The sequence below is a fragment of the Cellulosimicrobium protaetiae genome (assembly GCF_009708005.2).
Taxonomy (GTDB): Bacteria; Actinomycetota; Actinomycetes; order Actinomycetales; family Cellulomonadaceae; genus Cellulosimicrobium; species Cellulosimicrobium protaetiae.
In genome coordinates this window covers 2,373,422-2,386,904 of sequence record NZ_CP052757.1, presented here as the reverse complement: position 1 = coordinate 2,386,904, position 13,483 = coordinate 2,373,422, and the positions used below count along the sequence as shown (strand labels likewise).

General features: G+C 72.6%; 9 protein-coding genes and 1 tRNA gene. 2 read left to right on the top strand and 8 right to left on the bottom strand.

Annotation, left to right across the window (positions count from 1 at the left end; all coding sequences use genetic code 11):
- Nucleotides 1-2: 2 nt before the first annotated feature.
- The 7 genes from FIC82_RS10060 to FIC82_RS10030 form a co-directional block, all read right to left on the bottom strand.
- Nucleotides 3-1,334, bottom strand: a complete 1,332-nt coding sequence (locus FIC82_RS10060) for a YihY/virulence factor BrkB family protein (protein WP_154798456.1) — start codon at nucleotides 1,332-1,334, stop codon at nucleotides 3-5.
- Between the two features lie 13 nt (nucleotides 1,335-1,347).
- Entirely contained in the window at nucleotides 1,348-5,082 is a 3,735-nt protein-coding gene (locus FIC82_RS10055; protein ID WP_154798455.1) for a DUF4132 domain-containing protein, read from the bottom strand.
- Nucleotides 5,083-5,192: 110 nt separating this feature from the next.
- Nucleotides 5,193-5,705, bottom strand: coding sequence for a hypothetical protein (locus FIC82_RS10050; protein WP_168731707.1), 513 nt, complete (start codon nucleotides 5,703-5,705; stop codon nucleotides 5,193-5,195).
- Between the two features lie 255 nt (nucleotides 5,706-5,960).
- A complete protein-coding gene (locus FIC82_RS10045) occupies nucleotides 5,961-6,899 on the bottom strand; it encodes an HIRAN domain-containing protein (protein WP_154798454.1) in 939 nt (312 codons plus the stop codon).
- Between the two features lie 125 nt (nucleotides 6,900-7,024).
- Nucleotides 7,025-7,101 (bottom strand) — tRNA-Val (locus tag FIC82_RS10040).
- Between the two features lie 121 nt (nucleotides 7,102-7,222).
- The gene (locus FIC82_RS10035) at nucleotides 7,223-7,720 is read right to left on the bottom strand and encodes a peroxiredoxin (protein WP_269808392.1); all 498 of its coding nucleotides are present in this window, start codon (nucleotides 7,718-7,720) and stop codon (nucleotides 7,223-7,225) included.
- On the bottom strand, nucleotides 7,704-8,117 hold the full coding sequence (locus tag FIC82_RS10030; RefSeq protein WP_168731706.1) for a DUF3052 domain-containing protein: 414 nt from the start codon (nucleotides 8,115-8,117) through the stop codon (nucleotides 7,704-7,706). The genes FIC82_RS10035 and FIC82_RS10030 overlap by 17 nt, the downstream gene beginning before the upstream one ends.
- A gap of 430 nt (nucleotides 8,118-8,547) precedes the next feature.
- Here FIC82_RS10030 and aceE point away from each other — a divergent pair, with 430 nt between their 5' ends.
- Complete coding sequence (gene aceE / locus FIC82_RS10025) at nucleotides 8,548-11,310, top strand: pyruvate dehydrogenase (acetyl-transferring), homodimeric type (protein WP_168731705.1); 2,763 nt, start codon at nucleotides 8,548-8,550, stop codon at nucleotides 11,308-11,310.
- Between the two features lie 97 nt (nucleotides 11,311-11,407).
- Here aceE and FIC82_RS10020 read toward each other — a convergent pair whose 3' ends face one another.
- On the bottom strand, nucleotides 11,408-12,094 hold the full coding sequence (locus FIC82_RS10020; RefSeq protein ID WP_154798452.1) for a hypothetical protein: 687 nt from the start codon (nucleotides 12,092-12,094) through the stop codon (nucleotides 11,408-11,410).
- Nucleotides 12,095-12,214: 120 nt separating this feature from the next.
- On the opposite strand from FIC82_RS10020, the gene FIC82_RS10015 reads away from it, so the two are divergent.
- Entirely contained in the window at nucleotides 12,215-13,414 is a 1,200-nt protein-coding gene (locus FIC82_RS10015) for a PucR family transcriptional regulator (RefSeq protein ID WP_168731704.1), read from the top strand.
- Nucleotides 13,415-13,483: the final 69 nt, after the last annotated feature.

Sequence of the window (13,483 nt, the reverse complement as noted above, 5' to 3'; positions counted from 1 at the left end):
GCCTAGGCGGGGGGACCCACACGCCCGGCGGCCGCCCTCTCCTCGCCACGCTCGGGCACGACGGCGCTCGCCGGCCACCCGGTCGCACGCCCCGCGGGCACGTCCCGGGCCGGGTCCGCCTCCGCGTTCACGACCCCGCCGACGAGGACGACGATGCTCGTGAGCCATCCCCACAGGACCCCGACGAGGACCAGGCCGAGCATCTGCCCGGCAGCCTGGACGACGGCCGCGCTCCCCGGCTCCGTCCCCGGCGCCGTCGGCACGACGACACGCAGGTAGAGGCTGAACCCCCACGACACCAGGAGGACGCCGGAGGTCCCGACCGCGGCACCCGGCAGGCACCGCGTCCAGGTCACGTCGACGTTCGGCGCATAGCGGTAGAGCAGCGTCAGGTAGGCCCCGCAGACGAGCACGACCGTCGGCCAGCGCAGCACGTCCCACGTCTGCCGGAACGCCGCGTCGAGCCCCAGGCGCTCGGTGAGCTCCTGGCCGTCGCCGAGCAACGGCCCCACGACGACCAGCGCGACGACGGACACCGCGGTGACGATGGCGCCGAGCGCCAGCGCGATCCCGAGGACGTACTGCGCCACCACGCCGCGCCGCCGGTCCACCCCGTACGCGTCGTCGAGCGCACGCACCGCGGCGCGGAAGACGCGGCTCGCGAGCCACAGGGCGACGAGGAAGGACCCGATCGCGAACCCGGTGCGCTGCTCGTCGAGGAGCCCGTCGACGAGCGGGGCCACGACGGAGACCGACACGTGCTCGGCGAACACCGTCGTGAGGGCGTCGACGATGGACGCCCGGATCGAGTCGACCGCGTCGTCGCCGAGCAGCGGACGCAGGAAGCCCAGGCTCGCCCCGACCGCGGTCGTGAGCGGGACGAGCGAGATGAGCCCGTAGTACGACATCTCGGCGGCGAGCCCGGTGACCCGCACCCCGGCGACGCGGAACGCGGAGCGCGCCACGACGTCGACCACCCGCACCCCGTGCACACGGGGACCGGTCCTGGCAGCCCGCTCGAGCACGCGCTCCTGCCACGACGGGTGACCCGCGGCCCGCTCGCGTCGCCACGCCTGCCACGGGACGACCACCGACCGAGCGCACCAGACCCCTGCCGCGATCGCGCCCGCGGCGACCGGGGCACCCACGACCACCACGAGGAGACCGGCGAGACCGCGGTCGCCCACGACCGCCGCGACGACGGCGGTCACGCCCCCGACGGCGACCAGCGCGAGCAGCGTCGACGTCGCGGTGCTGACCGTCGACCGGACACGCGGCGCGCGGCGCGCGAGAAGGGCGACGGCCAGCCACACGAGGGTCGCGAGGGCGAGCACGGGCCCTACGGTCTCACCACTGGCTCTTCTTCTCCCAGTCCGCGTCGAACGCACCGGCCTCTGCGACGGCGACGTAGTCGCGGTACGCCTCCGCGACGAGCACCGGGGGGAGGTCGACGATCCGTGTCGTGCCACGGCCCGGCCGACGTCCGGTGTGCTCGAACGTCAGCGCGGTGACCGCCGCCGGGATGTTCTCCTCCGGGACGAAGGAGCCCGTGAACTCGATCCGGACGACGATCCCCGCGCTCGCGAACGGCTTCGTGTACGCGCTGAACCACCCGGCGTCCTCGGCCTGCGACCGCGTGTAGCCGCGCTTGGTGGCGCGCCCGCGGATGGAGAAGCTGTCGGAGAACCAGCCCTTGTGGTCCTCGATCGCCGTCGCGCCGGCGGCCACGTCGGGCGTCGCGACGTCGAGCTGCGCGAAGAGCGGGGCGACCTCGTAGTCCGCGAGGTGCGCCGACCACGCGGTCGTCGCGTCCGGGCCGAGCAGGACCGCGTGCGCGAGCCCGACCGTCGATCCCTCTCCGAGCTCCACGTCCTCGTCGTCGGCGTCGAGGAGCGCGCCGCCGTCGGGACGGAACGGGCGGGCGCCTTCCGTGCCGGGGTTCTCGACCCACACGAGCCGCTCGACGAGCCGCGACATCACCGGGTGGCCGTGCAGGTACTCCTGCCACTCCTGCGCCGTCCACGTGCGGCCCACGCACATCGCCTCGTAGAGCCGCTGCGTCTGGAGCGCGACGACCGCCTTGAGCTCCTTGCGGCTCGCCGCGAGCTGCTTCTTCGCGGCCGAGACGAGCTCCGGGTCGTCCTGCGCCCGCGCGGCCGGGAGCGCCTTGACCACCTTGCCCGCGTCGCTCGTGAGCTCGAGCGTGAACGCGGGCGTGATGCGCCCGACGTACTCGCGCGACCCGAGGTCGAGGTGGAGCAGGCCGTCGTCCTCGAAGCCCGCGGTCTGGACCGTCCGGTCCGCCAGCTGGTCCGCGGTCCAGCCGCGGCGCTCCGCGAGCTCGGCCGCGAGGCGCTGCGCCGTCTCCTGGACGGTCGCCTGCCGGAAGCGGCGCGAGACCGCGAGCAGCTCCTGGATCGCGGCCGGCTGACCGTTCGCCGCGAGCGCCTGGACGAGCGCCTCGGTCTGCGAGCGGCGGCCGATGTGGGCCTTCACGTAGCGCTGGAACGTCGCGGCGAGCTCGCCGCCCGGCATCGCGACCGTGAGCGCGAGCATCCCCTTGTCCTTCACGGCGGAGCCGACGTACGTCGCCTGGTGCTCGCGGTAGAGGTCCCGGTAGTGGTCCTCGACGGTCTTGGAGGCTTCGACCGCGTAGTACTGGGGGGAACGCTTCGCCCAGTCCTGGTACATGTCGTACCGGCGCTGGGCGCCGCCCTGCGCGTGCGCGCTGCTCTCCTCGGGCGAGGGGTTGCGGGTGTCCTGCGCGACCCACGCGCTCAGCACGTGGCTCCCGACCCGCGCACGGTCCGTCTCCTGCAGGAGGGACAGGTACCGCTCGAGCAGCCCGGCGCCGCTCGGGTCCTTGAGCTTGACCGCGAGCACCACCCACCAGCGCAGGATCGACGGGTCGACGGGCGAACCGTCCGCCGCCCAGCGCACGGCAGGCAGGGAGTCCAGGCCGAACCAGGCCATGCTCACCGGCGCCTTGGTGCGCAGGCCCTTCGTGGCCTCGGCCAGGAGCGCCTGCGGCGCGAGGTCGACGGAGATGTCCTCGCCCAGGGCCTCGAGCGACGTGAGGATGGCGGCGCGCACGACCTCGGCGCGCTCCTTCGCCAGCGCGGCCCGCAGCGCGGGCACCGCGGCGGCGTCGCCGAGCCGGGCCAGCCACTCCGCGGCGGTGCGGCGCACCTCGGACCGACCGTTCCCGAGACCCTGCTCGGCCAGCCCCCGCACGCCGGGATGGGTGCTCAGCGCCTCCTGCGCCGTCGCGCGGTACGTGCGGCCCTCGCCCAGGGCGAGCTCGGTGAGGCGCGGCAGGAACCGCCGCGGGACGTGCGGGAGCTGCGCGAGCACCGCGAGCGCCCGCGCGGGCCTCGTCGTGCCGTAGGTGCGCTCGCGGTCGTCGAGCGCTGCCGCGAGCCGGTCGAGCCGCCCCGCGTAGTACGGCCACGCGTTCTCGGGCCTCACCGTGTCGGTCGCCCACCACGTGGAGAAGTAGAGCTCGTCGATCAACGCCTCGGCGTCGTCGCGGCCGATGCGGCGCAGCGCGTCGTCGAGGGCGCGCAGGTCGACGTCGAGCATGTCGCCCTCGTTGAGCCGGTACCAGCCGAACCGCTCGCTGTGGCCACGCGCCTCGTTCGCCTGGAGCCGCAGCCGGTGCAGGAGCGTGATGCCCGGGAGGCGCGAGAAGACGCCCGGGGCGGACAGCCGGCGCATCGCGACGCCGCCGGGGCGGCGGGTGCTCGTCCCGGACAGGAACGCTGCGAAGACCCGAACGTCCTCGTCGGTGATGGCGGGCAGCTCCTTGAGGTCCTGCTCGACTGCCTCGCGGCGCCACCGCGGCCACCCGTCGTCGTCGCCCTTGCCCTTGCCGGGGTGCGCCGCCCGCTCTGCGCGGGCCCGGTCGAGCGCGGTGTCGATCGCGGCGCGCGCGGCCTGCACGACGTCGTCGCCGAGTACCGTCTCCGGCAGCGGCTCGAAGGGCGGGACCTCGATCGCGGGCTCGTCCTCCTGCGCCGCGTCGAGCACGCGGGCACGCTCGACCGTGTCGTGCAGGAGCGTCGCGCGGGCCCCGGTAGCCTGCTCGGCGGCCTTCTCGAGGTCGACCAGCCCGCCGTCGACCTGCGCGAGGCGCGTGACGACCGCCCCGAGCCGGGACGGCGGGAGGGCGGTGAGCAGCGGGGTGAGGATCTCGCGCTGACGCTCGCCCGGGAGCTGCGCGACGGCGGCCACCGCCGCCTCGCGCACGCCCTTGCTCGTGTCCGCGGCGAGCCGCGCCAGGAGCGGGGCGAGCGCGTCCGTCGCCGCCGGGTCGGACGCCACGAGCTCGACCAGCTCCGTCCGCCCCGCGGCGCTCACGCCCGGCAGTGCCTCGGTCGCGACGTCGACGTGCGCGACCACGAAGTCGCGCGCCGGAGCGCCGAGGAGCGCCGGGCCGAGGTGCCGCGAGGCCCAGCCCGACGACGTCGGGCGCTCGAAGAGCTCGCGCAGCACGACGGCCGTCGCGTCGGCCTCCGGCACGCCGCCCTCGACCGCGAGCGCCACCAGCAGGTCCGGCGTCCAGCGGTCGGGCGCCGCCTTCCCGTTCTTGCCCTTGCGGCGGTCGTTCGCGCGTCGCGACATGTCGTTGACCAGCACCGTCAGCCAGCGCGGGTCGGTGGGGCGCTCGCGGTCGACCTCCGACGACACGGCGCTGAGCACTCGGCCGAGCCGAACGAGCTCGGGGATCGTCACCGAGTCGCTCAGCGTGTAGAGGTTGGACCGGGACGTGACGGCCTTCGCGGACGTCCAGCCCGGCACCGCGGCCTTGAGTCGCTCGTCCTGCGCCGGCGTCGTCCACGAGTAGATCCCCGACTGGCCCGGCCGCCCCAGCAGCGCCTCGACGTCACCGCCGCGCAGTGACTCGAGCTCCAGCAGGACCTCCGGCCCCTCGCCCCGGTGCACGTACGCGACCGCGCGGTCCGCGAGCCCCGGCGACTCGACGGCGAGCACCTTCAGCGCGTCGACGAGCCGAGCGCTCGGGCGGCCACCTCCCGCCTGCTCCTCGTCGCGTCGGAACAGACCCTTGACCTTCTCGAGCACCCTCTACCTCACCGTCACGTCGTCGCTGCTGGTGGGGCCGATGCTAGGGGGCGGCGCCGACACGACCGCGGCCTCCTGCCGTCGGCACGTCGAGGGCAGCCAACCCCGGATCAACCGCAGTCGTCGCAGATGCCCGTGAACGGCAGGACCATGAAGCACTGCGGGCACGTCGGCCGGCTCTTGGGCTCCTGTCCTGCTGCTCGCGCCCGCCGGTCGGCCACAGCCTGTGTGAGCGCAGGCGTCCCCCCGTCAGCAGGAAGGTCCTCGGCAAACGTCCGGTAGCAGAGCAGCCGGTGCGCGGCCGCGTACTGCTCGATGTCGTCCCCGGGAGTGTCGTCCACAAACTTGGGCGCCTTGGCGTACCCCTCACCGATGGTGCCGTCCTGACGGACGCACAGCGCGGTCAGCGGGGGCTCCATGTTGTCCTTGGCCACGACCGCCACCTGCTCGAGCAGCTTGCCGATCCAGTTGGTCAGGAGCTGGCGCGTGCGGATCCCGGAGCGCTCCTGCACGTGCTCGCTCAACGCCTTGTAGGTCGTGACGGCGTGGTACCGGTGAGCCGTCGAGACGAGCTCGGCGTGCGCAAGAGGAACCCAGATGCGAAGCGCGTCAGAGAACGGCACCGGCGAACCGTCCGAGGTCCGATACGTACCTGGCAGTCCGACGTTGGCGTTCGTCACGCCGAGAGACTATCCGGCCCGACCGCCCGATCACCTCGAACGAAACCGCATCGTGCCCTCCGTATTCGCGGTCGGCGGGGCCCCGAGCGGGGGCGCGACGGTGAGCAACCCTGCATCCATCTACCGTGCCACGCCATGGGGAGGGAAACGCGGTACGCAGCGATATCAACTGGCTGCCGCACTTTGAAGTACAGCGCCTCAGTTCAGGTTATCTGCGATCCATTCCTCGTTGAGGTCTCCGGCCTTCATCACGTCGAGGCAGACGTCGGCCTTAAGGGAATTTCCCCTCACCGAGGCACGTGCGACCGCGAGTTTCCCCGATGCCTCGATCCTGTCGATCACGGGCAGGAGGTCGGTAGACGTGACAGGTGACAGAGCGCCGCAGCGTTGGCCATCGATCCGGACCTCGACGACTCGCTGGCCATTCCTCGATCCCGGCTTCTCGATACCGTGCAGCGACACCCACACACTCGTACGCGCGCCCCGCGCGTACGGGGCGAGCACGTCCGTGTGGTGCTCCTCCCCCGTGACCTGCACTGTGCGGGAGCTAGGCGGAATCTCGACGATATCCCCTCCGGGCGGCTCGTTAGCCGGGACGATCTCGCTCGGATCCCCTAGTGCGATGGTCACCCTTGCGCGCCAGGTCCCGTCTGCGTTGGTCGCCCACACGCGGACGCGGGTGACCGCGACACGCCCTCTCTCGAACAGATTGTCGAGGGTCGGCCGATATCGCGAGGCGTCCTCCCGAGGCAGGTAACCAACCGCAATGTCATCAACGTCGACACGCACGGCGCTAGCGTCATGCACGTTGCCCCGCTCCGGTATCAACACCGCCTCGCCGTAGAACTCTTGGCCTGGAGCGAGCGACCACTTCTTGTAGATCTTCCGGAACGCGTCGCGGCGGTAGGCCTCTCCGACCACCTCAAAGTCGGGACGGTGAGAACCCCACAGCTCGAATGTCCGGAGCGCGACGGTCCCGTGTGCGTCTACGGGCGTCGGCACCGACTCCGAGATGTCGGAAGCCACAGGCGTAGGTGTCGAGGGCATGCTCGGCTCCTGCTTGCGGCGGTGTGACGACCTACTGGCAAGCCAGAACAGAACGATCGCGACGATGATGAGTCCGACAACGATCTCCATGTCGACCGAGGCTATCGCCGCTCGAGCCGGTCGTGATGGGTTCCTATGGTGAACTTCTGTCGCCGGCCACGACCGAATCTTCCCGTACCGCCTCTACGGGGCAGGTCAGAACGCGAAACGCTGGATGGTGGGCCCGGAGGGACTCGAACCCCCGACATCCACGGTGTAAGCGTGGCGCTCTAACCAACTGAGCTACAGGCCCCGGAACAGCGGAGCACAGCCTACCGGGTGTGTACCCCACCACCGGCCACGCCGGTCGTGACGGCCGACGCGAGGACCGCCGTCGGCCGCTCCGCCTTGCTCATCGAGCGGGGCACGCCGCGTCAGAGCTGTTCGAGCGCCCGCCGGTACCCGTCGAGGTCGCGGCGCTGCCCGCGCGGGTTGACGACGGACCAGCGCACGATCCCGTCGGCGTCGAGCAGGAACGAGCCGCGCAGGGCGAGGCCGTTCTCCTCGTCCAGCACGCCGTAGGCCCGGGCGACGTCGCCGTGGGGCCAGAAGTCGGAGAGGAGGTCGAACTCGAAGCCCTCCTGGGCCGCCCATGCCTTCTGCGTGAACACCGAGTCGCACGAGACTCCCAGCAGGGTCACGCCGGCCGCCTCGAAGTCCTCGAGGTTGTCCCGCAGCTCGCAGAGCTCGCCGGTGCAGATGCCGGAGAACGCGAACGGGTAGAACACGAGGAGCACCGGCCCGCCGCGCAGGTCGGCGAGGTGGACGGGCGTGCCGTGCGTGTCGGGCAGCGTGAAGTCGGGTGCGGGGTCGCCCGGCCCGGGCGGCGTGGCCCGGACGGCGGCGATTCCCTCGTCAGCGACCGCGGCCACGGGTCCCGAGCTTCGTCGCGGACCAGTCGGGCGCGATCGCGAACGTGCTCGTCGCGTGCAGCCCGGCCGTGGTCGCGGCCTCCTGGATGTCGTTGTGGCCCACGTGCCCGGAGCGTCCCGGCTTGGGCGTGAGCACCCAGATGAGCCCGCCGTCGTCGAGCACCGTCTGGACGTCCACGAGCAGGTCCGTGAGGTCGCCGTCGTCCTCGCGGTACCACACGATCACGCCGTCGGTGACGTCGTCGTAGTCCTCGTCGACGAGCTCGCCGCCGACGAGCTGCTCGAGCTCACCGCGCAGGTCGTCGTCGACGTCCTCCGACCAGCCGAACTCCTGGACCACGTTGCCGGCTGCGAACCCGAGACGGTCCGCCCCGCTGGGCCCTGCGCTGTCGGTCACTGTCGTGTCGTTCCTTTCCTCGTCCTGTGCGTGCGGCCGGTCGTCGCGTGCGCCCGGGCGGGCGCCCGCGCGCACGACGACCTGCCGTGTCTGGCAAAGGTAGCCCACCGGAGGATCCGTTGCTTGGCAAGGTGCCCACCACGGACGGCGAGTCCGCGCCCAGGCGCCCAGGTCGCCGTCCGACGCGCGCCCGCACGCCGCCGGGACGGGCGTCCGCACCGCCGTGTCGTGGAAATCACGCCCTCTTGACCACTCGATGGTGTGACTTACGCGCGCGTTGTGAACACAATGGGTAGACCACCCTGGTCTCGTGAAGAGGCGCGGTCGCCACCAGCGGCCGCGGCCGCGTGCCCGGAGTGGCCCCAAGACGGGAGTCGGCCGTGTACCGCGCGGCCGTGCGCCCGGCATCCGACGAGATATGAGGTTGCTGGTGGCTTCGTACGACGAGACCGGACCGCTGATCAACGGTCTGCTCAGCCAGGTTCCGGACTTCGACCCCGCCGAGACCGGCGAGTGGGTCGAGGCCCTCGACGGCCTGATCGACGACCGCGGGGGCCCGCGCGCCCGCTACGTCCTGCTGAACCTGCTCAAGAGGGCCCGGGAGCGCAACGTCGCCGTCCCGACCTCCTTCACCACTCCGTACGTGAACACGATCGGTGTGCACGAGGAGCCCTACTTCCCCGGCGACGAGGCGCTCGAGCGCCGCTACCGCTCGTGGATCCGCTGGAACGCGGCCGTCATGGTGACGCGCGCGCAGCGGCCCGGCATCGGCGTCGGCGGCCACATCTCCTCCTACGCGTCGGTGGCGACGCTGTACGAGGTGGGCCTCAACCACTTCTTCCGCGGCAAGGACCACCCCGGCGGCGGCGACCAGGTCTACTTCCAGGGCCACGCCTCCCCCGGCGTGTACGCGCGCGCGTTCCTCGAGGGCCGCCTCTCGGCGGACCAGCTCGACGGGTTCCGCCAGGAGAAGTCGCACCCGGGCGGCGGCCTGCCGTCGTACCCGCACCCGCGCCTCATGCCCGACTTCTGGGAGTACCCCACGGTCTCCATGGGCCTCGGCCCGGCCAGCGCGATCTACCAGGCGTGGACGGACAAGTACCTGCACAACCGTGGCATCCGCGACACGGAGCAGCAGGACGTGTGGGCGTTCCTCGGCGACGGCGAGATGGACGAGCCGGAGTCGCGCGGCATGCTCCAGCTCGCGGCGCAGCAGCAGCTCGACAACCTGACGTTCGTCGTCAACTGCAACCTGCAGCGCCTCGACGGCCCGGTGCGCGGCAACGGCAAGATCATCCAGGAGCTCGAGGCGCAGTTCCGCGGCGCGGGCTGGAACGTCATCAAGGTCATCTGGGGCCGCGAGTGGGACGTCCTGCTCAACGCGGACAAGGACCGCGCCCTGGTCAACCTCATGAACGTCACGCCCGACGGCGACTACCAGACGTACCGTGCGGAGTCCGGCGCGTTCATCCGCGAGCACTTCTTCGGCCGCGACCCGCGGACCAAGCAGCTCGTCGAGAACATGACCGACGACGACATCTGGAACCTCAAGCGCGGCGGCCACGACTACCGCAAGATCTACGCGGCCTACGCGGCGGCGCGCGCCCACACGGGCCAGCCGACGGTCATCCTCGCCCACACGGTCAAGGGCTACGGCCTCGGCTCGACGTTCGCCGGGCGCAACGCGACGCACCAGATGAAGAAGGTCGGCCTCGCCGACCTCAAGACGCTGCGCGACTCGCTGCGCATCCCGATCACGGACGAGGAGCTCGACGCCAACCCGTACGAGCCCCCGTACTACCACCCGGGTCCCGACGCGCCGGAGATCCAGTACCTCCTGGGCCGTCGTCAGCAGCTCGGCGGGTTCGTCCCCGAGCGGCGCTCGTCGCCCAAGCCGATCACGCTGCCGGGCGACAAGTCCTACGAGATCCTCAAGAAGGGCTCGGGCCAGCAGGAGATCGCCACAACGATGGCCTTCGTCCGGCTCCTCAAGGACCTCATCAAGGACAAGGAGTTCGGCAAGCGCATCGTGCCGATCATCCCGGACGAGGCGCGCACGTTCGGCCTGGACTCGATCTTCCCGTCGGCGAAGATCTTCAACACCCAGGGCCAGCACTACCTCGCCGTGGACCGCGAGCTCATGCTGAGCTACAAGGAGTCCGAGGCCGGCCAGATCATGCACACCGGCATCAACGAGGCCGGTTCCGCGGCCGCGTTCCAGTCGGTCGGCACGTCCTACGCCACACAGGGCGAGATCATGGTGCCGTTCTACATCTTCTACTCGATGTTCGGCTTCCAGCGCACCGGTGACCAGTTCTGGGCGGCGGGCGACCAGCTCACGCGCGGGTTCATCATCGGCGCGACCGCGGGCCGCACGACCCTGACCGGCGAGGGCCTCCAGCACGCCGACGGCCACTCGCCGCTCATCGCGGGCACGAACACGGCGATGGTCCAGTACGACCCGGCGTACGGGTACGAGATCCGCCACATCGTGCGCGACGGTATCGAGCGCATGTTCGGCCCCGGCGAGCACGGGGTCGGCGCGGACGGCCGCGACCAGAACGTCATGTACTACCTCACGGTGTACAACGAGCCGATGGTCCAGCCGGCCGAGCCGGAGGACGTCGACGTCGAGGGCATCCTCAAGGGCATCCACCGCCTCTCCGTCGGCGAGGGCGACGGCCCGCGCGCCCAGATCCTCGCCTCGGGCGTGGGCGTGCCGTGGGCGCTGGAGGCGCAGCAGCTCCTCCACGACGACTGGGGCGTGGCGGCCGACGTGTGGAGCGTGACGAGCTGGAACGAGCTGCGCCGCGACGGACTCGCCGCCGACCAGGCCGCGTTCCTCGACCCGGCCGCCGAGCCGCGGACCGCGTACGTCACGGCGAAGCTGTCCGGCGCCGAGGGCCCGTTCGTCGCGACGAGCGACTACGACCACCTCGTGCCCGACCAGATCCGCAAGTGGGTCCCGGGCGACTACGAGGTGCTCGGGGCCGACGGGTTCGGGTTCTCGGACACGCGCGCGGCGGCCCGCCGGCACTTCAAGATCGACGGCCCGTCCGTCGTCGTGCGCACGCTGCAGGCGCTCGCGAAGCAGGGCAAGGTCCCCGCGGACGCGTCCGCCCAGGCGATCGAGAAGTACCGCCTCATGGACGTCACCGCCGGCACGTCCGGCAACGCCGGCGGCGAGTCCTGACGGTCCCCGCCCGGTAGCACGACGACGGCCGGTCACCCCCGTGGGGTGACCGGCCGTCGTCCGTCCACGTGGCGCGCCCTCCGGCGGGCGACGAGCCTCAGGTCCCGGCGCGGTGCTGCTCGGCCTGCGCGACCGTACGCTCGAGGTCCGCGCGCAGGGAGGCGACCCCCTCCGGGTCGCCGTACTCGACCAGGGACTCCAGGTGGTGCCGTGCTTCGAGCGGGCGGTCGGCCTCGATCGCCGCGAGCACCAGCTGGCGCCCGACCTCGGGCTCGTGCTCCCGCGCCCGCCAGTGCCCGACGCCGAGGCCCAGCGCCTCGACGGGCAGGCCCGCGGTGCGCAGCACCTCCATCGACTGCGCGAGCGCGCGGCCCGACGGGTCGCGCTCCGCGGCCGTCGCGAACCGGCGCAGCGCGGACTCCTGGTCGTCGTCGAGGGACAGGCGCCCGAGCTCGACGAGGGGGTACCAGCCGCGGGGGTGCCCGGCGAGCTCCTCCGCGAGCGCCCAGACCGCCAGGTCGGCGGCCCGCTGCTTCTCGGTCTCGTCGACGGGCGCGGCGAGCGGGTCGTCCGTGGCGGGGCCCTCGGCGGCGCGGCGGCGGACCAGCTCGGCGAGCGCACCGAACGCCCGCTCGTCGTTGGGGTCGTCCACGAGCATCGCCCGCAGGGCGTCCTCGTGCACGGTGTCCCCGCGCTTCTCCCCGGACCGCGGGCGGCGCGTGCCGACGGTCGACGCGGACGTCGGCCGACGCATGAGCTGTCGGAGTCGGGGCATGAGGGCCATGTCTCGACCCTAGCGGGTCGCCCGGACGCTCACCCAGCAGCCGGACGTCACCGGCCTCGACGGTCCGCGCCCCGACACCGTTTGTGGACTGTCCACAAGCGCGGCCCGTATGCTCGGCGCGTGACGGCGACCCCCAGGACCCCGGCGAGCACGCCCGCCCCGAGCGGCCCGGCGGGCAACGCCGACAACCTCCAGCGTCTGCGGGACGGCAGCGGCCTCCTGATGTCGGCCGCGCTGCGCCGGCTCGACGACGAGATCCGGTGGTACCGCGAGCTGCCGGCCGAGGACCGCTCGTACGTCGGTCTCGTCGCACAGTCCGGCATCACCGCGTTCGTCACCTGGTACGCGGACCCGGCGGCCCCGCCGCACGGCGTGAGCGACATCTTCGCTGCCGCGCCGCCCGAGCTGACACGCTCGATCTCGCTGCAGAACACGCTCCAGCTCGTCCGCATCGTCGTCGAGGTCGTCGAGGCGTACTCCGACCAGCTCGCCGCCCCCGGGGGCGAGCGGGACCTGCGCGAGGCCGTCCTGCGCTACTCGCGCGAGGTCGCCTTCTCCGCGGCGGAGGTCTACGCGCGCGCCGCGGAGGTGCGCGGTGCGTGGGACGCGCGCCTCGAGGCGCTCGTCGTGGACGCGTTGATCCGCGGCGACGGCGACGACTCGCTGCGCTCGCGCGTCTCGGCGCTCGGCTGGGGCGGCCACGGCCCGACCCTGGTCATGGCGGGGACCATCGCGTCGACGCTGGACGAGGTGCGCACGGCCGAGCTGCGGCGCGCGACGCGGCGCGCGGCGGGTGACGCGCTCGTGGGCATCCACGGCGACCGCCTCGTGCTCGTGCTCGGCGGCGAAGGGGACCTGCAGGCCGCGGCTGCTTCGCTGCTTCCCCGGTTCGGGCCCGGCCCGGTCGTCATCGGGCCGACCGTCCCGGGCCTGGAGGAGGCGGCGCGCTCGGCGCAGGCGGCGCTCGCGGGCCTGCGGGCCGCCCCGGCCTGGCCGCAGGCCCCGCGCCCGGTCCTCGCCGACGACCTGCTGCCCGAGCGCGTGCTCACGGGAGACACGACGGCGCGACGCACGCTCGTCGCGCAGGCGTACCGCCCGCTCGCCGAGGCGACGGGGTCGGTGCTCGAGACGCTGTCGGCGTACCTCGGCACGGGGCGGTCGCTCGAGGCGGCCGCCCGGTCGCTCTACGTGCACCCGAACACCGTGCGCTACCGCCTGCGCAAGGTCTCCGAGATCACCGGCTGGGACCCGCTCGACGCGCGCGAGTCCTTCGTCCTGCAGGTCGCGCTCGCGCTCGGGCAGCTCTCGACCGCACGCTGACCCGTCGCGGGCGGCCGGGTCACGGGACGGTGCCGGTACCGCGCGCGACACCTCCCGCTTGTAGGTTCG

What these genes read in the sequence shown, in the direction of transcription:
- FIC82_RS10020 (WP_154798452.1), bottom strand. Translation starts at nt 12,094, where the DNA reads ATGGCCCTCATGCCCCGACTCCGACAGCTCATGCGTCGGCCGACGTCC.
- FIC82_RS10045 (WP_154798454.1), bottom strand. Translation starts at nt 6,899, where the DNA reads ATGGAGATCGTTGTCGGACTCATCATCGTCGCGATCGTTCTGTTCTGG.